At 69.7% G+C, this 21,535-nt stretch carries 16 protein-coding genes; 12 read left to right on the top strand and 4 right to left on the bottom strand.

The features are described 5' to 3' along the window. Together EYA84_RS08255 and EYA84_RS08250 are read right to left on the bottom strand one after the other, a co-directional pair. On the bottom strand, nucleotides 1-514 hold a 514-nt coding region (locus EYA84_RS08255), incomplete at its 3' end, for a DUF998 domain-containing protein (protein WP_131052438.1). Nucleotides 515-718: 204 nt separating this feature from the next. Next, nucleotides 719-2,032, bottom strand: coding sequence for a hypothetical protein (locus tag EYA84_RS08250; RefSeq protein WP_131052437.1), 1,314 nt, complete (start codon nucleotides 2,030-2,032; stop codon nucleotides 719-721). A 628-nt stretch (nucleotides 2,033-2,660) separates the two neighbouring features. On the opposite strand from EYA84_RS08250, the gene chvE reads away from it, so the two are divergent. The 4 genes from chvE (at nucleotide 2,661) to EYA84_RS08230 (ending at nucleotide 8,060) form a co-directional block, all read left to right on the top strand. Continuing rightward, nucleotides 2,661-3,797 carry a multiple monosaccharide ABC transporter substrate-binding protein gene (gene chvE / locus EYA84_RS08245; RefSeq protein WP_131052436.1) on the top strand — a complete coding sequence of 379 codons (1,137 nt, stop codon included), beginning with the start codon at nucleotides 2,661-2,663 and terminating at the stop codon, nucleotides 3,795-3,797. A gap of 103 nt (nucleotides 3,798-3,900) precedes the next feature. Beyond that, complete coding sequence (gene mmsA / locus EYA84_RS08240; protein ID WP_131052435.1) at nucleotides 3,901-5,439, top strand: multiple monosaccharide ABC transporter ATP-binding protein; 1,539 nt, start codon at nucleotides 3,901-3,903, stop codon at nucleotides 5,437-5,439. Continuing rightward, on the top strand, nucleotides 5,436-6,686 hold the full coding sequence (mmsB, locus tag EYA84_RS08235; RefSeq protein WP_131052434.1) for a multiple monosaccharide ABC transporter permease: 1,251 nt from the start codon (nucleotides 5,436-5,438) through the stop codon (nucleotides 6,684-6,686). Before mmsA ends, mmsB begins: the two co-directional genes overlap by 4 nt. A gap of 99 nt (nucleotides 6,687-6,785) precedes the next feature. Then, nucleotides 6,786-8,060, top strand: a complete 1,275-nt coding sequence (locus EYA84_RS08230; RefSeq protein ID WP_131052433.1) for an ROK family protein — start codon at nucleotides 6,786-6,788, stop codon at nucleotides 8,058-8,060. A gap of 171 nt (nucleotides 8,061-8,231) precedes the next feature. On the opposite strand, the gene EYA84_RS08225 is transcribed toward EYA84_RS08230, so the two are convergent. Continuing rightward, nucleotides 8,232-9,875: a ricin-type beta-trefoil lectin domain protein gene (locus EYA84_RS08225; RefSeq protein ID WP_131052432.1), complete on the bottom strand. Its 1,644-nt coding sequence runs from the start codon at nucleotides 9,873-9,875 to the stop codon at nucleotides 8,232-8,234. A 999-nt stretch (nucleotides 9,876-10,874) separates the two neighbouring features. Between EYA84_RS08225 and araB the strand changes: the two genes are divergently transcribed. The 7 genes from araB to araA all read left to right on the top strand — a co-directional run bounded on the left by araB (nucleotide 10,875) and on the right by araA (nucleotide 19,924). Beyond that, nucleotides 10,875-12,557 carry a ribulokinase gene (gene araB, locus EYA84_RS08220; protein WP_131052431.1) on the top strand — a complete coding sequence of 561 codons (1,683 nt, stop codon included), beginning with the start codon at nucleotides 10,875-10,877 and terminating at the stop codon, nucleotides 12,555-12,557. Continuing rightward, nucleotides 12,554-13,246, top strand: coding sequence for an L-ribulose-5-phosphate 4-epimerase (locus EYA84_RS08215; RefSeq protein WP_131052430.1), 693 nt, complete (start codon nucleotides 12,554-12,556; stop codon nucleotides 13,244-13,246). The genes araB and EYA84_RS08215 overlap by 4 nt, the downstream gene beginning before the upstream one ends. Before the next feature lie 127 nt (nucleotides 13,247-13,373). Next, nucleotides 13,374-14,378 carry an ABC transporter substrate-binding protein gene (locus EYA84_RS08210; protein WP_236145655.1) on the top strand — a complete coding sequence of 335 codons (1,005 nt, stop codon included), beginning with the start codon at nucleotides 13,374-13,376 and terminating at the stop codon, nucleotides 14,376-14,378. A 187-nt stretch (nucleotides 14,379-14,565) separates the two neighbouring features. Continuing rightward, a complete protein-coding gene (locus tag EYA84_RS08205; RefSeq protein WP_131052429.1) occupies nucleotides 14,566-16,107 on the top strand; it encodes a sugar ABC transporter ATP-binding protein in 1,542 nt (513 codons plus the stop codon). 156 nt (nucleotides 16,108-16,263) lie between these two features. Beyond that, on the top strand, nucleotides 16,264-17,328 hold the full coding sequence (locus EYA84_RS08200; RefSeq protein WP_131052428.1) for an ABC transporter permease: 1,065 nt from the start codon (nucleotides 16,264-16,266) through the stop codon (nucleotides 17,326-17,328). Nucleotides 17,329-17,404: 76 nt separating this feature from the next. After that, nucleotides 17,405-18,394, top strand: coding sequence for a galactofuranose ABC transporter, permease protein YjfF (yjfF, locus tag EYA84_RS08195; RefSeq protein ID WP_131052427.1), 990 nt, complete (start codon nucleotides 17,405-17,407; stop codon nucleotides 18,392-18,394). 27 nt (nucleotides 18,395-18,421) lie between these two features. After that, nucleotides 18,422-19,924 (top strand): L-arabinose isomerase, encoded by a 1,503-nt coding sequence (gene araA / locus EYA84_RS08190; RefSeq protein ID WP_131052426.1) that lies wholly within the window; start codon nucleotides 18,422-18,424, stop codon nucleotides 19,922-19,924. Between the two features lie 90 nt (nucleotides 19,925-20,014). On the opposite strand, the gene pip is transcribed toward araA, so the two are convergent. Next, nucleotides 20,015-20,983 carry a prolyl aminopeptidase gene (pip, locus tag EYA84_RS08185; RefSeq protein ID WP_131052425.1) on the bottom strand — a complete coding sequence of 323 codons (969 nt, stop codon included), beginning with the start codon at nucleotides 20,981-20,983 and terminating at the stop codon, nucleotides 20,015-20,017. Nucleotides 20,984-21,025: 42 nt separating this feature from the next. Between pip and EYA84_RS08180 the strand changes: the two genes are divergently transcribed. Further along, a partial coding sequence (locus EYA84_RS08180; RefSeq protein WP_131052424.1) for a MarR family winged helix-turn-helix transcriptional regulator occupies nucleotides 21,026-21,535 on the top strand: 510 nt, incomplete at its 3' end.

Genomic DNA, 21,535 nt, shown 5'->3' with positions numbered 1-21,535 from the left:
CCCGTTGCCCCGCCGCCCGGTGCCCCGCCGCCCGTGCTGCGGCCGGCCAGAGTGCCAGCGCGCCGAAGGCCACGGCGGCGGCGAGCGTGTGGGGCACCGACCCGCCACCGTCGGCCGGGAGCGGGAACACCGCCACCGCCAGGGTCGCCACCCCGCCGAGGGCCAGTAGCACCCGCCCGGCGGGTGCGAGGGGACGCAGCCCGACGGCGGTCACACAGTGGCAGAGCCCGAGACCGGCCAGCGCGACCGTCATGATCCACCGGTCGGTAGCGCCGACGGCGGCGAGTGCGCTGATCGTCCCGGTGACCTGGTCGAATCCGCCCGGTTGGCGGGCCGCGCCCAGCGTCCACCCACCGATCAGGAGGATCGGTGCCGCCACGGCGGAGACCAGCGCCCATCCCGGTACGACTCGCATCCCCGCACCGTACGTGCCGTCCCGCCGCTCCCACGCCACCGGCACGGACCAGGCCGCGCCGTCCGCGCGCCGTTGCTCGGCGTCAGTCCCGTCGATCATGGAGTCGTGGCGTGCAGGAAAGCCATCTACCGGTGCAATCCGGCAGCCACCACTCCATGATCGACGAGGCGATGCCGTGGGAGCGGCGGGAGGGCCGGGAGGGCCGGGGGGAGTCGCTCGGGTCGCGTGGACCACGAACGAGGCTCGCCGGCCGCGAGATCGATCGCGGCCGGCGAGCCCGGACGGTGCCTCTTGAGCGGTGTGTCAGCCCTTCCGCTGGGCCAGCAGCCACTGGAGGATGTTGCGGTCCTCGTACGTCGGGCCGTAGGCGGCGTGGTAGTCGGGCAGGGAGAACGCGTCGTTGCCGTACTCGGTGTAGTGCAGCAGCTTGGCGATCTGCGCGGGCGTCTTGCCCTGGGCCTCGTAGGCCGCGCGCAGGGCGGTGTGCGTGTTGCGGGCGAGCGAGATGTTGAGCAGGTGGTCGTTCACCCCGTGGGTGATCCAGAGCGGCACCTCGCCGGCGGCGATGGCCTTGGCCTGGTCGGCGCCGACCTGGAAGCCGCCGGTCACCAGACCACCGGCGAACAGGTCGGGACGCTTCGCGAACGCCTCCCAGAGCAGCCGGGAGCCGTACGACACGGTGGTGGCGTAGACCCGGTCGGTGTCCACCGCGTGGTCCTTGACGAACTGGTCGACCAGCCGGATCAGCAGGTCGCCCTCGGCGGGCAGGCCGACCCGCTGGTTCTGCGGGGCAAGCACGATGACGTCCTCGCGGCTGCCGGTCCAGCTCGACTGGAGCCAGGCGGTGGCCGGGATGTCGGCGGCGATCTGGACGCCCAGGTTGTCGCCGTCCCAGCCCATGCCGTGCCCGGGCAGGACGACCATCAGCGGGTACTTCTTGCCGGGCTGGTAGTTCTTCGGCAGGTGGTAGTGGTACGGCAGCACCATGCCGCTGCTCAGGTACGAGCCGTACTGGAAGTCGTCGACGAGCAGGTTCACCGGCTCCTCGGTGACCCCACGCGGGGTCTTCGGGGCGGCCTTGGCCTGCACCGGGCCCTTGCCCTTGCCCTTACCGGGCTGGGCGTGCACGTCCTTGCGCTGGGTCACCCGGGTGGGCAACTCGGTGTTGACCTTCACGCTGCACAGGAAGGTCGGGCACTTGGAGACGATGACGGTCCAGCCGAGGTTCTCGGCGGGGTCCAGCTCGACGATGACGTACCGACCGTCCACCGAACGACGGTCCGCGCGGGTGGTCGGCGCGCTGTTCGTGTAGGTGTGGGTGACCTTGCGGTCGGCCAGCTTCGGCAGGTCTTCCATCTGGTTGAAGCGGAAGTTGTAGACGGTGTCGGAGACCGAGAAGGTGGAGTTGTCGAGCTCGCGGGGGTTCACCGTCTGCGGGTACTCGACGGCGACGGCGGAGACCTTCTGGCCGTACGTGTAGACGGTGGTGATCGGTGTGACACTGCGGATGCCCCCGGTGTTGCCACCGGGACCCTTCGACGCGGCGTACGCGGCCGTGCCGGAGGTGGCGAGAAGTGCCACCGCCGCCACGGCGGTGAGCGTCCTTCGCAGTCTCATCGGTCCTCCTTGTTGGACGCGTCCGGCTGCCGCGGGCGGGTCCCGTGGCAGCGCCCCGGACCGGTTGCGGTGGTGTGGGGGAGGACGGGCGCTAAACTGATTTAGCAGAGCATCGACGTCCGGCTGGGCGATGTCAAGACCGCGCTGGTGACGGCACGGGGACCGACCGTGCGCCCCCTGGCCGCAGACGCGCCTGCGGTGAAGTCCGGACCGGCGTGCCGGGTGCGACCCCGCCCCTCCGGTCCGTCGTGGAGCGTGAGGCGCGGCCGGTCACACTGTGTGATCGCCGGGTGGGTGTCCGTCGACCGGGTGATCCGTTTTCCTTTGCGTGTCGACGGATGCGACTGCCGGTGTCCGGACCGTCGCCCCGGGCCACCGGTTGGCGTATTCTCTGCTCTCGATGGATGTTATTCGGGTGGCCGGTGCGAACGCGCGACTTCCTTCGATGTGCAACGCCTTGACCTGGGGTGATTCGGCCGACCGGTGGAGCCTCGGCTTCGTTACGAGAACGTGACCGGTGGATTTCCGGCGAGGTGTTGACCCGGGCAATGTGAGCGCTAACACTTGGGCCCCGAAGTGCGATCCACGCAGCCGGTGCGACGGCGCGAGTTCCAGATTGGGGAAGCCAGTGAGCAGAAGAATTCTGGCCGCTCTCGGTAGCGCCGCCCTGGCGCTGAGTATGGCGGCGTGTAGTGGCGACGGTGCCGGAAGTGGCAACACCAGCGACGAGAAGCCGTCCGACCTCACCATCGGCGTCTCGATGCCGACCCAGACCTCCGAGCGGTGGATCGCCGACGGCAACTCCGTCAAGGAGAAGCTGGAGGCCAAGGGCTACAAGGTCGACCTCCAGTACGCCGGTGACGACATCCCGACCCAGTCGCAGCAGGTCGACCAGATGATCACGCGCGGTGCCGACGTGCTGATCATCGCCGCGATCGACGGCACCGCCCTGAGCGGACAGCTCCAGGCGGCGGCCGACGCGAAGATCCCGGTCATCTCCTACGACCGGCTCATCCGGGACAGCCCGAACGTCGACTTCTATGTCAGCTTCGACAACTACAAGGTCGGCGTGGCCCAGGCCAGCGCCCTCCTGGTCGGCCTCGGCCTGCAGACCAAGGACGGCGGCAAGGGCGAGGCGACCGGGCCGTTCAACATCGAGCTGTTCGCCGGGTCACTGGACGACAACAACGCCCACTTCTTCTTCGACGGCGCGATGGACACCCTCAAGCCGTTCCTCGACGCCGGCACGCTCAAGGTGAAGTCCGGGCAGACCAAGATCGAGCAGGTGGCGATCCTGCGGTGGCAGCAGGAGGCCGCGCAGAAGCGCATGGAGGACCTGCTGACCTCCAGCTACAACGACAACAGCAAGATCGACGGCGTGCTGTCGCCGTACGACGGGATCTCGCGCGGCATCATCACCGCGCTGCAGAACGCCGGCTACCGGGGTGCCGACGAGATCCCGGTCGTCACCGGGCAGGACGCCGAGATCGCCTCGGTCAAGCTGATCGACGACGGCATCCAGAGCTCCACCATCTTCAAGGACACCCGCCTGCTGGCCGATCAGGCCGTGGTCGCCGGTGAGGCGTTCCTCCAGGAGAAGACGCCCGAGGCCAACGACAGCGAGACCTACAACAACGGTGTCAAGGTCGTCCCGTCGTACCTGCTGCCGGTCGAGACCGTCTTCAAGGACGACATCCAGAAGGTGCTGATCGACTCCGGTTACTTCACCGCGGAGGAGGTCGCCGCCGGTCAGGCCAAGAGCTGACGGCGACACCCCCGGGGGCTCGGCGGCGGTGTCCGCCGCCGAGCCCCACCCGCATCGACCACCCACGACAGACCTCACGACACAGATCGCCAGGACGGTGCAGATGGACGACAACATCCTCGAGATGCGTCACATCACCAAGACCTTCCCCGGGGTGGCGGCGCTCCAGGACGTCTCCCTCGCTGTACGCCGGGGGGAGATCCACGCCATCTGCGGCGAGAACGGCGCCGGCAAGTCCACCCTGATGAAGGTGCTGTCGGGCGTCTACCCGTCCGGCAGCTACGACGGTGAGATCCTCTTCGACGGCGCCCCGGTGCACTTCCGTGGCATCCGGGACAGCGAGGACCGGGGCATCGTCATCATCCACCAGGAACTCGCGCTGGTGCCGTACCTCTCGATCGCCGAGAACATCTTCCTCGGCAACGAGCGCCGTGGCCGCAGCGGCCTGATCGACTGGAACCGCACCAACGCCGAGGCCGCAGAACTGCTCGCCTCGGTCGGGCTGCCGGAGAACCCGGTGACCCCGGTGGTGCAGCTCGGCGTCGGCAAGCAGCAACTGGTCGAGATCGCCAAGGCGATCTCGAAGAAGGTCCGGCTGCTGATCCTGGACGAGCCGACCGCCGCGCTCAACGACGTCGACTCGGCGCATCTGCTCGACCTGATGCGCCGGCTGCGCGACCAGGGCATCACCTGCATCATGATCTCGCACAAGCTCAACGAGATCACCGCCATCGCCGACTCGACCACGGTCCTGCGCGACGGCCGCACGGTGGAACGCCTGGAGATGGCCTCCGGCGAGGTCACCCAGGAACGGATCATCCGCGGCATGGTCGGCCGCGACCTGGACAGCTTCTATCCCGACCGGGTCTCGTCACCGGGCGCGGAGGTGCTGCGGATCGAGGACTGGTCGGTGCGGCATCCGACGCAGGACCGGCTGGTCGTCCAGAACGCCGGCCTGAACGTCCGCGCCGGTGAGGTGGTCGGCATCGCCGGGCTGATGGGGGCCGGGCGGACCGAGTTGGCCATGAGCGTCTTCGGACGGTCGTACGGTCGGGACATCTCCGGGCGGCTGGTCATGCACGGCCGCGAGATCCGGGCACGGTCCGTCGCGGAGGCGATCCGCAACGGCATCGCGTACGCCACCGAGGACCGCAAGCGGTACGGCCTCAACCTCATCGACGACATCCGCCACAACGTCTCCGCGGCGGGCCTGCGCAAGCTCGCCCACCTCGGATGGGTGCACGACAACGAGGAGACCAAGGTCGCCGAGACCAGCCGGCGCGACATGCACATCAAGGCGCCGAGCGTGATGTCGGTCGTGGGCAAGCTCTCCGGCGGCAACCAGCAGAAGGTCGTGCTGTCGAAGTGGCTCTTCACCGACCCGGACGTGCTGATCCTGGACGAGCCGACCCGGGGCATCGACGTCGGCGCGAAGTTCGAGATCTACACGATCGTCAACCAGTTGGTCGCCGCCGGTAAGGCGGTGATCATCATCAGCTCGGAGCTGCCCGAGCTGCTCGGCATGTGCGACCGCATCTACACGATGTCGGCGGGGCGGATCACCGGCATGGTGCCGGTCGGCGAGGCCACCCAGGAGAAGCTCATGGAACTCATGGCGAAGGACAAGGAAACCGTCGGATGACCAGCACCAAGCCCTCCTCGGTGTCGAAGGGCCCGTCGACCGAGAGTGCTCCCGCCGCCGCGCTGCACGTCGGCAGCAGCGACCCCCGTACGTTCATCATGAACAACCTGCGGCAGAGCGGCATCTTCGTCGCCCTCGTCGTCATCGTCGCGCTCTTCGCGTTCCTCACCGACGGACTGTCGCTGAGCCCGGGCAACATCACCAACATCGTCCTCCAGTACTCGTACATCCTGGTGCTCGCGATCGGCATGGTCATCGTGATCATCGGCGGGCACATCGACCTGTCGGTCGGCTCGGTGGTCGCGTTGACCGGCGCGGTCTCCGCCGTGGTGGTGATCCGGCAGGGCCAACCCTGGTGGATGGGCGTGGTGGCCGCGCTGCTGGTCGGGTTGGCGGTCGGCGCGTGGCACGGCTTCTGGGTCGCGTACGTCGGCATTCCCGCCTTCATCGTGACCCTGGCCGGCATGCTGCTGTTCCGTGGTCTCACCCTGCGGGTGCTGGACAACATCTCGCTGTCGCCGTTCCCGGCCGAGTACAACAGGATCGCCGCGGGCTTCCTCAACGGACTCATCGGCGGCGACGGGTACGACGCCTTCACACTCCTCATCGGCGCCATCGCGGTGGCCGGTTACGTGGTGAGCTGCTTCCGCACCCGGGTGGCGCGCATCCGCTACCAGCAGCCGGTCGAGTCCTTCGCGCTGTTCGTCGCCCGGATGGTGCTTGTCGGCGCGGTGGTCATGTACTTCGCCTGGCAGCTCGCGAACGCCCGGGGTCTGCCCATCGTGCTGATCATCCTCGCCGCCCTGGTGCTGGTCTACGGCATGCTCACCCGGCGGACCGTCTTCGGTCGCCAGGTGTACGCCATCGGCGGCAACCTTCCCGCGGCGATGCTGTCGGGCGTCAAGGTGAAGTCCGTCAACTTCTGGATCTTCGTCAACATGGGCTTCCTGTCGGCCGTGGCCGGCATCATCTTCTCCTCACGCTCCAACGGCGCGCAGCCCGCCGCCGGCAACATGTTCGAACTCGACGCGATCGCGGCGGCCTTCATCGGCGGCGCGGCCGTCACCGGTGGGGTCGGCACGGTCGTCGGCGCGATGGTCGGTGGTCTGATCATGGCGGTGATGAGCAACGGCATGCAGCTGATGGGCGTGGACCAGTCGATGCAGTCGGTGGTGAAGGGACTGGTGCTGCTCGTCGCCGTCGCCTTCGACGTCTACAACAAGCGGCGTGCCGGCGCGAGTCGCTGATCGACGGGCGCGGGTCGACCGGTCCACGGTCGACCCGCGCTTGACGTCGTCCCACTGAGTGGACACACTCCCTCCCGTCGGCCGTACGTCCCGTCGCTGATGCCGGAGGTCGGGTTGGTCCAGGAGGAGATCCGTCGGCGCAACGCCGGCACGCTGCTGCGGCACGTGCACCTCGGTGGCCCGACGTCCCGCGCCGGGCTGGCCGAGCTGATGGGCCTCAACCGCAGCACCATCATGGCGCTGACCACCGAGTTGAGCCGGGCGGGCCTGGTCCACGAGGAACTGCCGACCGATACCGGCCGCGCCGGTCGCCCCTCGCTGATGGTCCGGCCCTCGGCCGACCGGTTCTATGTGCTCGCCTTCGACGTGGCGGTGGACCGGCTGGTCGCGGCCCGCGTCGGGCTGGGCGGGGCGATCCTGGACCGACGCGAAGCGGTACGCCCGCGCGCCGGGCCGGACCTGCACCGCGTGGTGGCCGTCCTGGCCCGGTTCGGTCGCCAACTGCACCGTGCCGCGCCGCCGCAGGCGCGATGCGTGGGCATCGGCGCCTCGTACTGCGGGATGATCCGGCCCGGTGACGGGATGGTCCGCTTCGGACCGGACCTGGGCTGGGTGGACCAGGACTTCGGCGCGGAACTCGGCCGCCGCCTCGGGCTCGGCCTGCCGGTCGCGGTCGGCAACGAGGCCCATCTCGGCGCCCAGGCCGAGCAGCGGCGCGGCGCGGGTGTCGGCTTCGACAACCTCATCTACCTGCACGGAGACGTCGGCGTCGGCGGCGGCATCATCGTCGGCGGACGGCTGCTCGGCGGCGACGGCGGTTACGGCTGCGAGCTGGGGCACATGGTGGTGAACCCGTACGACGGACGGCCGTGCGGCTGCGGCTCGTCCGGCTGCCTGGAGGCGGAGGTGGGTGAGCGGGCCCTGCTCGACGTCGCGGGCCGCCCCGCCGAGATGGTCGGCCGGGCGGCCATCCGGTCGGTCGCCGACGACGCCGATCGCGGCGATCCGGTCGCCCGCGAGGCGTTCCGACGGATCGGGGACTGGCTCGGCATCGGCGTGGCCAACCTGATCAACCTGTTCAACCCCGGCATGGTCGTCTTCGGCGGGATGCTGTGCGACGTGTACCCGGGTGCGGCGGCCCAGGTGCGCAGCCGGATAGCCCGCAACGTGCTGCCGGTGGCCCGGGAGAGCGTGCGCCTGCGTACCGCCGCGCTCGGTGACGACGCGACATTGGTCGGCGCGGCCGAACTCGGGTTCGCCCCGCTGCTCGACGACCCGTTGGGCATCTGCGCGCCGGTGCCGCAGGACACCATCACCGGCCGGTGTGCCACACCCACGACGGCCCGCCGCGAGCCGCCCGCCCGCTGCGGCTGAGTGCCGGCGTACCGGTCGACGCCCGTCTCGCGCGCACCCCCGGACGTTGGCCGCGTCGGGGGCGTACCCGCCGGGGTGTCGACGTCCGGGCACGGCGGACCGGGCGGGTGTCGGGGCACCCGCCCGGCCGGTCACCCGGTCACGCCGGGCGACGGGTCCGCGCCGTCCGGGTCAGGCCCGGCTCCACCGTTGGTTGGCGGCGGTGTGGCAGTTCCAGACCAGGACCGTGGTGCCGTTCGCGGTCCCGTTGTTGTTCACGTCCAGGCAGAGGTTCGGGAACCGGACGTTGCTGACCGTGCCGTTGCCGTTGAAGGTCCACTGCTGGTTGGTGCCCCCGTTGCAGTCCCAGATCTGCACCGGGCTGCCGGCGGTGGCGGTGGTGGAGACGTCCAGGCACTTGCCGAGCACCTGGAGGCTCTGGCCGTTCTGGGTGAAGCTCTGGTTGCTGTTGCTGTGGCAGTCCCAGATCAGCGTGGCGGTGCCGTTGGCGGTGCCGCCGTTGTTGACGTCGAGGCACCGGCCGGAGGACTCGCTGCGCAACCGGAAGGTGGTCGGCGGGTTGGTCGTGCCGCCGCCGCTGACCCGGAAGACCGCCGTGCCGTGTGCCGGCACGCTGGCGGAGATCGCGCCGGTGCTGGTCGAGGTGCCGTTGGTCCAGGCGTCGCGGAGCGTGAACGAGCTGCCGGACTTGCCGATGGCCGCCGCCGTGGTGGACACGGTGGTGGTGGACGAGCCCTGGTTGAGCAGGGCCACCGCGACGTCGCCGTTGGCCAACCGCTTGGCCAGCACCCGGCGGGTGCCGTCGTGGGACACCTGCACGGCCTGGAGGGCGAGCGGGTCCTGGTTGATCGCGATGAGCTGCGGGTTGCGCAGGATGGCCAGGGTCGCCGCGTTGGCGTTGCGGATGTCGTTGCCGGCGATCAACGGCGAGGCCATGATCGACCAGAGCGCGAAGTGGCTGCGCATCTCGGTGTCGTTCATGCCCCCGTTGCCGACCACCATCATGTCCTGGTCGTTGAAGGCGCCCGGTGCGGCCCACGGGGCGAGGGGAACGGTGACGTTGATGATGTTCTGCACGCCCATCGGGTAGCCGTTGGTCTGCCCGGTGTTCCACGAGTTGGTGATGTCCTCGGTGGTCCGCCACATGTTGGCGATGTCGCCCCAGTTGCGCTGCGGACCGGTCTTCTCGTGGATGCTGTTCGGGTTGATGCTGTAGACGATCGGTCGGCCGGTGGCGGCCAGCGCGTCACGCATCAGGGAGAAGCCGGCCACCTGGTCGTTGATGGTGCCCCAGGGCGAGCACCAGTCGTACTTGAGGAAGTCCACGCCCCAGGCGGCGAACTGGCGGGCGTCCTGGTATTCGTGTCCGAGGCTGCCGGTGGAGCCCGGCCAGGCGCCGAAGTACTGGGCGCAGGTCTTCTCCCGGGGCACCTGGTAGATGCCGAAGAGCAGACCCCGGGCGTGCAGGTAGTCGCCGAGCGCCTTCATGCCGCTGGGGAACCGGCCGGCGTGGGCCTGCAGGTTGCCCTGGGCGTCGCGGTTCGGGTCGAACCAGCAGTCGTCGACGACGACGTACTTGTAGCCGAGGTCCCGCATCCCGGTGGAGACGATCGAGTCAGCCATCTGATGGATCAGGGCCTCGTTGATGTTGCACCCGAAGGTGTTCCAGGTGTTCCAGCCCATCGGTGGCGTACGGGCCACCCCGTTGTTGAGTGCCTGTGCGGGTCTCGGCGAGTGGAGCCCGTCGACGACGACGGCCGTGAACGCCAGCATCAGGACGCTCAGGACGGCCAACCATCGTGGTCGTGCGCGCATGCGGACCTCCTTCAAGGTCACGGGAGCCAACAGGTGTCGTCCGTCGATGACCGACGACGAGGTGCCCGTGTGGTGGTGGGGGTGGTACGACGTGCGTGGTGCGTCGCCGGGTGGGCGCACCGGTGGTGGCAGAGCACCGGCCGGGCGAGGGTGCGCCGGTGACCGGCGGCGGTCGGCCCTCGCCGTCGGCCGTGGCCGCACGGAGTCCTCGGCCGGCCACGCTCAGCATGGATGTCGCGAATGTTATCGCTGACATTCAATTCTGTAAATCACTCGTGACGGGTGGTCGAGGTGTGTGCGGCAGGTCTGCCCTCGCTCTCATCGGTCGTCGACGCGGTGATCGTGCACGTCAATGCGGAGACGGACCCTTGCGGCAAGGCGGCGTGCGTGCGGTGGAAGGACGCCGGACGCGATCTGCCTTGATCGTCTGATGAATCGCCAATGTTAACGCTCATTTGAGGGTCGGCTGAACGGACCGGTCGCCGGGGCCGATCGGTGCCGCGCCGACGGTCGGACGGTGGCGGAGGTCGGTTCCCGTGTGCCGTCCACGGTGCCCGGTGTCCGTACGGATGTGCGCAGCTCGTACCCGGGTGCCGAGACCGTGCGGGTCCGGGTGCGGCGCTCCGGCGCGGGGCGCCCCGCGCGGTGATCGTGCGGCGGTCGTCGCGCGCCCGCGTCCGCTCCGGTCCGACCGGTCCGGCACGCCGTCCCAGCAGGCCGAAGAGGGCCGGGTGCGGTCGTCGTCCCACCCTCCGGTGCGCCCCTGGCGCCCGGCTCGCGTCGGCGGGGTTCGTGCCCGGCCCCACGGTGGCCGGTGCGCCGATGAGCCGGATGCGGCATGACCTGGGGTGGGGGCGTCGCCGCGCGCCACCCTTCGGTAACCTGTTGACGACGGTCTATTCCTCGGTGTACTCCGTTACGGAGCTGTTGCCGGCAGGTGTCTTGACGGCGCAGGATGTGAGCGTTAACACTGAGGTCCGTCATCGGCCGGAGGTGAAGATGAGCGGAGTGGACGAAGCAGGCGACCGGTACGTCGTCGGCGTCGACTACGGCACCCTGTCGGGACGGGCCCTGGTGGTCCGGGTCCGCGACGGTGCCGAGTTGGGGACTGCGGTGCACGAGTACCGCAGAGCGGTCATCAGCACCGCCCTACCGGACGGCGGCACCCCGCTGCCGCCCGACTGGGCGTTGCAGGACCCCGAGGACTACCGCGACGTGCTGCGCCACGCCGTTCCGGCGGCGGTGTCCGCCGCCGGGATCGACCCGGCCGACGTCATCGGCATCGGCATCGACTTCACCGCCTGCACGGTCCTGCCGACGCTCGCCGACGGCACCCCGCTGTGCGAGGTGCCGGAGCTGCGCCAGCGCCCACACGCCTGGGTCAAGCTCTGGAAGCACCACGCCGCCCAGCCGCACGCGGACCGGATCAACGCGCTGGCCCACGAGCGGGGGGAGCCCTGGATCGGCCGCTACGGCGGCAAGATCTCGGCCGAGTGGCAGTTCGCCAAGGGCCTGCAGATCCTGGAGGAGGACCCGGAGGTCTACCGCCGGGCCGAGCGCTTCGTCGAGGCGGCCGACTGGATCGTGTGGCAACTCTGCGGCGTCGAGACCCGCAACGTCTGCACCGCCGGTTACAAGGGCATCCTCCAGGACGGCAACTACCCGTCGGCGGACTACCTGACCGCGCTCAACCCCGACTTCGGCGACTTCACGGCCAAGCTGGACGGTCCGCTCCTGCCCCTGGGCGCGAAGGCGGGCGGGCTCACCGCCACCGCCGCGACCTGGACCGGGCTGCCGGAGGGCGTGGCGGTCGCCGTCGGCAACGTCGACGCGCACGTGACCGCGGCCTCCGCCCAGGCGATCGAGCCGGGCCGGTTGGTGGCCATCATGGGCACCTCCACCTGCCACGTGGTCAACGGCACCGTCCCGGCCGAGGTGGCCGGCATGTGCGGTGTCGTCGACGGCGGCATCAGCGACGGCGCGTGGGGCTACGAGGCGGGGCAGAGCGGGGTCGGCGACATCTTCGGATGGTTCGTCACGCACGCCGCCCCGGCCGGGCTCGACTCGCACGAGCGGCTCACCGAGCTGGCCGCCGCGCAGCCGGTCGGCGCCCACGGCCTGGTGGCGCTGGACTGGTGGAACGGCAACCGGTCGCTGCTGGTCAACCACGACCTGAGCGGCATGATCGTCGGTCTGACCCTGGCCACCCGCCCGGAGGACGTCTACCGTGCGCTACTCGAAGCGACCGCGTACGGCACCAGGATGATCGTCGAGGCGTTCGTGGACGCCGGCGTGCCCGTCGACGACCTGGTGATCGCCGGGGGGCTCACCTCGAACAAGCTGCTCATGCAGATCTACGCGGACGTCACCAACCGGCCGCTGGGCATCATCGGCTCGGCCCAGGGCCCGGCGCTCGGTTCGGCGATCCACGCCGCCGTCGCCGCCGGTGCGTACCCCTCGGTCCGGGAGGCGGCGCAGACCATGGGCCGCGTGCACGAGGCCGTCTACCAGCCGGACCCGGAGCGGGTACGCGCCTACGACGCCCTCTACGCCGAGTACCGCGCCCTGCACGACCACTTCGGTCGTGGCGCCAACGACGTGATGCTGCGCCTGCGGGCGATCCGCAACGCGGCGGTCGAGTCGACCGGGTCGCCGCAGGAGACCGTGGAGGTGCCGGCATGAGCGACGACCTGACCGCACTGGTGACCGAGTTGCGTGCCGGCGTCGCCCGGCTGCACGGCGAGCTGACCCGCTACGGGCTGGTCGCCTGGACGGCCGGCAACGTCTCCGCGCGGGTGCCGGGCCACGATCTGATGGTCATCAAGCCCAGCGGCGTCGACTACGACGACCTCTCGGCCGAGAACATGGTGCTCTGCGACCTCGACGGCGTACCGGTCGAGGGGGAGTTGTCGCCGTCCAGCGACACCGCGGCGCACGCGTACGTCTACCGGGCCATGCCCGAGGTGGGCGGCGTCGTGCACACCCACAGCACGTACGCCACCGCCTGGGCGGCGCGCGGCGAGTCGATCCCCTGCCACCTGACCGCGCAGGCCGACGAGTTCGGCGGGGAGATCCCGGTGGGCCCGTTCGCGCTGATCGGCGGCGACGACATCGGCAAGGGCATCGTCAGCACCCTCACCGGGCACCGGTCGCCCGCGGTGCTGATGCAGAACCACGGCGTCTTCACCATCGGGCGCAACGCCCGGGCCGCGGTCAAGGCCGCGGTGATGTGCGAGGACGTCGCCCGGACCGCGCACCTGGCGCGTGCGCTCGGGCAACCGGTGCCGATGGCGCAGGCCGACATCGACGCGCTCTACGACCGCTACCAGAACGTCTACGGACAACGCCCCTCGCCTCCGGCGAGCTCCTGACCGGTCGCGGGTCCCGGCGACCCGCGACCTGATTCGCACCACCCGCACAGGATCCGCACCACCGACTCAGGCCACCCGTGCAGCACGGCGGGGGGCGTGGACAACCGCACCCACTCGAGGAGATCCGATGAGGAACATGCGAATGCCGATGGCGCGTCGTCGCGCCATCGCGGTCGCCGCCGCCGTGCTGCTCGCCGGCAGCGTGGCGGCCTGCGGTAACAGCGACACCGGTAGCGACGCCGGTGGCGACGACGGCAAGCTCGTCCTGGGCTTCAGCCAGGTCGGCGCGGAGAGCGGCTGGCGGACCGCCAACACCAACTCCATCAAGGAGGCGGCGGCGGAGGCGGGCATCGAGCTGAAGTTCGACGACGCCCAGCAGAAGCAGGAAAACCAGATCAAGGCGATCCGCAACTACATCCAGCAGAAGGTCGACGTGATCGCCTTCTCGCCGGTGGTGGAGTCCGGCTGGGACACCGTGCTCAAGGAGGCCAAGGACGCCGGCATCCCGGTCATCCTGACCGACCGCGCGGTGGACTCGGCGGACAAGTCGCTGTACAAGACGTTCCTCGGCTCGGACTTCGTCAAGGAGGGCCGCCTCTCCGGTGAGTGGCTGGTCGAGGAGAAGAAGGCCGCCAGCGGCGACGTGAACATCGTCGAGCTCCAGGGCACCACCGGTTCGGCCCCGGCCAACGACCGCAAGAAGGGCTTCGCCGAGGCGATCGCGGCCGACCCGAAGCTCAAGGTCATCGCCTCCCAGTCGGGTGACTTCACCCGGGCCGGCGGCAAGCAGGTCATGGAGCAGTTCCTGAAGGCCCACCCGAAGATCGACGTGCTCTTCGCGCACAACGACGACATGGGTCTGGGCGCCCTCGAGGCGATCACCTCGGCCGGCAAGGTGCCCGGCCAGGACATCACCATCATCACCATCGACGCGGTCAAGGACGGCATGCAGGCCCTGGCCGACGGCAAGTTCAACTTCATCGCGGAGTGCAGCCCGCTGCTCGGCCCACAGCTGATGGACCTGGCCAAGAAGGTCAAGGCGGGTGAGGAGGTGCAGCCGCGGATCGAGACCGAGGAGACCACCTTCACCCAGGAGCAGGCCAAGGAGGCCCTGCCCAACCGCAAGTACTGATCGACGCCCGGGGTCGCCGCGCTGACGTGGCGGCCCCGCCGCGTCGCCCATTTCCCGACGGACTGGGCGCCTGGCCCGAGACCCCCGTGCCACGTCCGCCCGGTCGGCCCCACGGCTGACCGGGCGGACGCCACGGGGGCTCCGTGGCCCTTCCGTACAGCGAGAACCCAGAAGAGGATCTGATGGGATGACGGATAGCCGTCCGGTCCTGACGATGACCGGGATCAGCAAGTCCTTTCCCGGGGTGCGTGCACTCCACAACGTCGACTTCCGGCTCTACCCCGGTGAGGTGCACGCCCTGATGGGCGAGAACGGCGCCGGCAAGTCGACCCTGATCAAAGTGTTGACCGGCGTCTACGGCATCGACGAGGGCACCATCACCCTGGACGGCGAGCAGGTCGCCTTCAGCGGACCGATGCAGGCCGCCTCGGCCGGAGTCAGCACCGTCTACCAGGAGGTCAACCTCTGCCCCAACCTCTCGGTGGCGGAGAACATCTTCATCGGCCGGGAGCCGCGTCGCTTCGGCGCCGTGCACTGGGGTGAGGTCCGGCGACGGGCCCGGGCTCTGCTGACCCGCCTGGATCTCGACATCGACGTCAGCGCGCCGGTGGCGAGTTTCTCGCTGGCCGTGCAGCAGATGGTGGCGATCGCCCGGGCGATCGACGTACAGGCCCGGGTGCTCATCCTCGACGAGCCGACCTCCAGCCTGGACGCCGGTGAGGTGGCGCAGCTGTTCCGGATCATGCGGCAGCTACGCGACGAGGGCATCGCCATCCTCTTCGTCACGCACTTCCTCGACCAGGTGTACGGCATCGCCGACCGCATCACCGTGCTGCGCAACGGCACGCTGGTGGGGGAGTACCCGACCGCCGAGCTGCCGCAGCTCGCGCTGGTGGAGAAGATGATCGGCAAGGAGCTCGACGTCCTCGAACGCATCGAGGAGCAGCCCCGGCGGGAGTTGGCGGTCCTGGAGGACGGCACGCCCTTCGTCGAGGTGTCCGACCTCGGGCGCAAGGGCGCGGTCGCCCCGTTCAGCCTGACCATCCACGCCGGGGAGGTGGTCGGCCTGGCCGGCCTGCTCGGCTCCGGCCGTACCGAGGTGGCCCGTCTGCTGTTCGGCGCGGACCGCGCCGACCGGGGCCAGGTGGCGGTCAGCGGCAACGCTACCGGTCTGCGCAACCCGGTGCAGGCCATCGACCACGGCATCGGCTTCTGCTCGGAGAACCGCCGGGCCGAGGGGATCATCGGGGACCTGTCGGTCCGGGAGAACATGATCCTGGCCATGCAGGCGGCCCGTGGCTGGCTGCGACCCATCCCACGGCGTCGCCAGGACGAGCTGGTCGCCAAGTACATCAAGGCGTTGAGCATCCGCCCGCCCAACCCCGAGACGCCGGTCCGCAACCTCTCCGGCGGCAACCAGCAGAAGGTGCTGCTGGCCCGGTGGCTGATCACCGAGCCCCGACTGCTCATCCTGGACGAGCCGACCCGTGGCATCGACATCGGCGCCAAGGCGGAGATCCAGAAGTTGGTCGTCCAGCTCTCCGACGGCGGGATGGCGGTGTTGTTCATCTCCGCCGAGTTGGAGGAGGTGCTCCGGCTCAGCCACAAGATCGCCGTCATGCGGGACCGGGAGATGGTCGCGCACCTGACCAACGACGACACCGTGGACGCCGACCGGGTCATGCAGACCATCGCCAGCGGATCCCAGCGGGAAGGGGTTGAGTCATGAGCGAGCGGAGCGAGCGAATCGGCGGGCTCAGGGCGGTGGTGCCTCATGGCGGCACGGAGCGAAGCGGAGTGCCGTCATGAGCGAGCGGAGCGAGCGAATCGGCGGGCTCAGGGCGGTGGTGCCTCATGGCGGCACGGAGCGAAGCGGAGTGCCGTCATGAGCGAACGGATCAAGCCCCTGCTCGGGCACCGGCTGTTCTGGCCGATCGCCGTCCTGGTGGTGATGCTGGCGGCGAACACGATCTACCGCCCCGGCTTCCTGTCGATCGAGATGAACAACGGCCACCTGTACGGGACCCCGATCGACATCCTCCGGTTGAGCGCGCCGCTGATCCTGGTCGCGCTCGGCATGACCCTGGTCATCTCCACCGGCGGCATCGATCTCTCGGTCGGGTCGATCTGCGCCATCAGCGGCGCCATCGCCTGTCTGCACATCAGTCAGGCACCCGACCAGAACAGCTTCGTCACGGTGGCGACCGCACTGGCGATGGCGCTCGGGGTGGCACTGGTCCTCGGTGCCTGGAACGGCGTACTGGTCTCGGTGATCGGTATTCAGCCGATCATCGCCACGCTGATCCTGATGGTGGCCGGTCGGGGACTGGCGCAGTTGATCACCGAGGGTCAGATCATCACGATCAACTCCGGCCCGTACCGGGCGATCGGTCTGGGTCACTTCCTCACCCTGCCGTTGGCGATCTTCATCGCGCTCGGGGCGGCGTTGCTGGTCGCGGCCTTCACCCGTCGTACCGCGCTCGGCATGATCATCGAGTCGGTGGGTGGCAACCGGGAGGCCAGCCGGTTGGCCGGCATCCGGTCGGGCCGGATGGTCTTCCTGGTCTACGTGGTCAGCGCGGCCTGCGCGGCGGTCGCCGGCTTCATGATGACGGCCAACGTGTCAAGTGCCGACGGCAACGCCGCCGGCCTCTGGGTGGAACTGGACGCCATCCTCGCGGTCGTCATCGGGGGCACCGCCCTGGCCGGCGGACGGTTCTATCTCAGCGGCACCATCCTCGGCGCGCTGATCATCCAGACGCTCACCACCACGGTGTACGCCATGAACATCTCGCCGCAGACGGCGTTGCTGTTCAAGGCGGTCGTCGTGATCGCAGTCTGCCTCATCCAGGCACCGGCGTTCCGCGCCACGTTCAACCGCCGCAAGCGCGGCACCCCACCCCCGCCGGCCCCGACGCCGCAGCGCCAGAAGGAGGAGGCTTCGGCATGAGCGAGCAAAGCGAGCGAATCATCAGGTTCAGCGCGATGGAGTCTCGTGGCGGCATGCAGCGAAGCGGAGTGACGGCATGAGCAGTACGTCGTTGACCACCGGGCCGAGCTGGGCGCGGCTGCCCCGGCGGCACGTGCCGGTGCTGGCCACGCTGGCCCTGCTGCTGGTCATGTACGCGATCGGTGTGTCCCAGTACCGGGCCTTCTCGAACGTCCAGGTCATCTTCAACGTCTTCATCGACAACGGTTTCCTTCTCGTCGTCGCGGTGGGGATGACCTTCGTGATCCTCACCGGCGGGATCGACCTGTCCGTGGGGTCGGTGGTCGCGATGACGGCGATGGTCTCGGCGTGGCTGCTCCAGTCGGGTCTGCCCGCGCTACTGGTGCTGGTCATCGCGTTGCTCATCGGGCCGACGCTCGGGTTCCTGATGGGCTGTGCGATCCACTTCTTCGACATCCAGCCGTTCATCGTGACACTCGCCGGGATGTTCTTCGCCCGGGGCATGTGTACGTTCATCAGTGACTCGTCGATCCGCATCACCGACGGTTTCTGGACCACGATGGCGCAGCACCGGATCGGTGATCCCGGCGGCAACTTCGTCTCGGTGAGCGTGCTGGTCGCGTTCGCGGTGGTGCTCATCGGCGCGTACGTGCTGGCGTACACCCGGTTGGGTCGCAACGTGTACGCGATCGGCGGCAACCCGCAGTCGGCGCTGCTGATGGGGCTGCCGGTGGGGCGTACCCGGATCGCGGTCTACACGATCAGCGGTCTCTGCTCGGCGATCGGCGGGATCCTGCTCTCGTTCTACACGCTCTCCGGGGCGCCGTTGATCGGGATCGGGATGGAGCTCGACGTGATCGCGGCCGTGGTGATCGGCGGCACGGTGCTCACCGGCGGTTCGGGGTACGTCTTCGGCACGGTGCTCGGTGTGCTGGTGCTCGGCGTGATCCAGACGCTGATCACGTTCGACGGTAGCCTCAACTCCTGGTGGACCAAGATCGTTATTGGCGGCCTGCTCTTCGCGTTCATCCTGCTCCAGCGCCTCATCGGCATCCGCTACAAGTGACCGCCCCTCTCGCGGAAGGCAACTCCCATGGCAACGCATCCTGAACCCGAGGTCTGGTTCCTCACCGGAAGCCAGGCGATGTACGGCGAGGACACCCTCCGGCAGGTGGCCGAGCAGTCCCGTCAGATCGCCGCACTGCTCGACGACTCGCCGGACATCCCGGCCCGGGTGGTCTGGAAGCCGGTGCTGACCACCAGCGCGGACATCCTGGAGGTCTGCCGGGACGCCGCGGTGCAGGGTGCGGTCGGGGTCATCGCGTGGATGCACACCTTCTCGCCCGCGAAGATGTGGATCTCGGGTCTGGACGCGCTGCGTACTCCGCTGCTGCACCTGCACACCCAGGCCAACGTCCGGCTGCCCTGGGACGAGATCGACATGGACTTCATGAACCTGAACCAGGCCGCCCACGGCGACCGGGAGTTCGGTTTCATCCAGACCCGGCTCGGGGTGGCCCGCAAGACCATCGCCGGCCACGTCAGCGACCCCCGCGTGGTCACCCGTGTCGGCTCGTGGACCCGGGCGGCGATCGGCTGGTCGGCGATGCGTTCCCTGCGCCTGGCGCGGTTCGGCGACAACATGCGCGACGTCGCGGTGACCGAGGGGGACAAGGTCGAGGCGGAGTTGCGCTTCGGTGTCTCGGTGAACACCTACGGGGTCAACGACCTGGTGCGGGTGGTCGACGAGGTCGCCGACGCGCAGATCGACGACCTGGTCAAGGAGTACGACGACACCTTCCGGGTCGCCGCCGAGCTGCGTCCCGGCGGTGAGCGACACGACTCGCTGCGGTACGCCGCACGGCTGGAACTGGGGATGCGGACCTTCCTGGACGCGGGCGGGTTCCGGGCCTTCACCACGAACTTCGAGGACCTCGGCGGCCTGCGCCAACTGCCCGGCATCGCGGTGCAGCGGCTGATGGCCGACGGCTACGGCTTCGGCGGCGAGGGTGACTGGAAGACCTCGGTGCTGGTCCACACGCTCAAGGCGATGTCGGCCGGCGCGCAGGGCGGCACCTCCTTCATGGAGGACTACACCTACGACCTGACGCCGGGCGAGGAGTTGATCCTCGGCGCGCACATGCTGGAGGTGTGCCCGACGATCGCCGCGGACAAGCCGAACGTGGAGATCCACCCGTTGAGCATCGGCGGTCGGGAGGACCCGGTCCGGTTGGTCTTCGACGCCGAGCCGGGACCGGCGGTGGTGCTCGGGCTGGCGGACATGGGGGAGCGGTTCCGGCTGGTCGCCAACGAGGTGGACGTGGTGCCCCCGCCGCAGCCGCTGCGCCGGTTGCCGGTGGCCCGGGCGGTGTGGCGGCCACGCCCGCACCTGGCCGGGTCGGCCGAGGCGTGGATCACCGCCGGTGCCCCGCACCACACCGTGCTCTCGCACGCGGTCGGCGTGGAGGAACTGCACGACCTCGCCGAGATGAGCCGTACCGAGCTGGTCGTCATCGACGCGAACACCGAGTCTCGTCGTTTCGCCGACGAGCTTCGCTGGAACCAGGCGTACTACCGCCTCGCCCGGGGCTTCTGACCGCGCCGTCCGCGATGCGTCGGTGACGCCCCTCCGCTGGGCGGCACCGACGCACGCGCCCGCTTCCCCTGTGGCGGGGGTTCGGGCCTGCTAGGTGCGCGCCATCGTGTCCGCCGCCTCGGACAGGACGCGCCGCATGGTCTCGCTGCCGGTGTGCCCGGCGTCCCCGACGACGTGCAGACGTGCCCCGGGCCACGCCTGCGCGATCTCCCACGGCGTGATCGCCGGTCCGCTCACGTCGTTGCGGCCGTGCACCAGCACACCGGGGATGCCGGTCAGCTTCGGGACGTCGCGCAGGATCTCGCCGTCGGCCATGAACGCGCCGTTGCCGAAGTAGTGCGCGCAGATGCGGGTCATCGTCAGCCGCTGTCGCAGTTCCCCGGCGGAGTACTGGCCGGGCTGGCCGTTGCTCTCCTCGGAGATGAGCGCGTCCTCCCATGCGCACCATTGCGCTGCGGCCCGGGCCCGTACCGCCGGGTCCGGGTCGGCGAGGAGCTGGCCGTAGCGCAGCAGGACCGGTTCGATCGGTGGTTGGCTGTCGGTCGGCAGCGCGTAGCCCGGCACGCCGGCGTGGGCGACGAATCGTTGCCACGCCTCGGGGAAGAACCGGCCCCCGCCGCGGTACAACCAGTCCACCTCGGAGCGTCGGGTCATGGTCACCGCGACCAGCACCATGCCGCGTACCCGGTCGGGATGGTGCGTCGCGTACGCCAGCGCGAGCGTCGCGCCCCACGACCCGCCGTACACCACCCAGCGGGCGATGCCGAGGTGCTCGCGCAGCCGTTCGATGTCGGCGACGAGATGGGCGGTGGTGTTGGCACTCAGATCGGTGCTCGGGTCGGCCGCCGACGGCGTGCTGCGCCCACAGTTGCGCTGGTCGAAGAGCACGACGCGGAACCGCTCCGGATCGAGTGCCCGTCGGTGCCGGGTCGTGCTGCCGCTGCCGGGACCGCCGTGCAGGACGACGGCGGGTACGCCCTCGGGGTTGCCGCTGACCTCCCAGTAGACCTGGTTGCCGTCGCCGACGTCGAGCATCCCGGTGTCGTACGGCTCGATCATGTGCGCTCCTCGCGATATGACAGCGCTGTTACAGTACCCGCCATGGCAACCTCCGATCCCGGTCCCGGCGTCCTCGGCACGAGACTCGCGACGCTCATGGAGCTGCTCGACGGCGGCATCGGCCAGGTGTACGCCGAGATCGGCCTCCCCGGTCTGCGCGCGCGGTTCGCGCCGGTGCTCCTGGTGGTGGCCGACGACGGGCCGTGTTCGATCCGGGCCGTCGCGACGGCGATCGACGTGACCCATTCGGCGGCCAGTCAGACGGTCGCCGCGATGGCGCGTGCCGGGCTCGTGGAGGCGATCCCCGGCCGCGACGCGCGCACCAGGATGGTCACGCTCACCGACGAGGGGCGGCGCGTCCTGCCGGCGTTGCGGGCCGAGGTCGCCGCCACCACCACGGCGACCCGCGAGCTGGAGACCGAGCTGTCCATGCCGTTGCACGTGCTCGTGGACGAGGCGCTGGCCGCGCTCGCCCGCCGCCCGATGCGCGACCGGATCATCGCTGCCGACCCTGGCCTGCTCGGTGTTCGGGGCCTGTCTCTTATACACACT

It is taken from the genome of Verrucosispora sp. SN26_14.1 (assembly GCF_004307965.1).
Taxonomy (GTDB): domain Bacteria; phylum Actinomycetota; class Actinomycetes; order Mycobacteriales; family Micromonosporaceae; genus Micromonospora.
The sequence above is the reverse complement of the archived record's forward strand: the minus strand, read 5'-3'. Positions and strand labels throughout refer to the sequence as shown.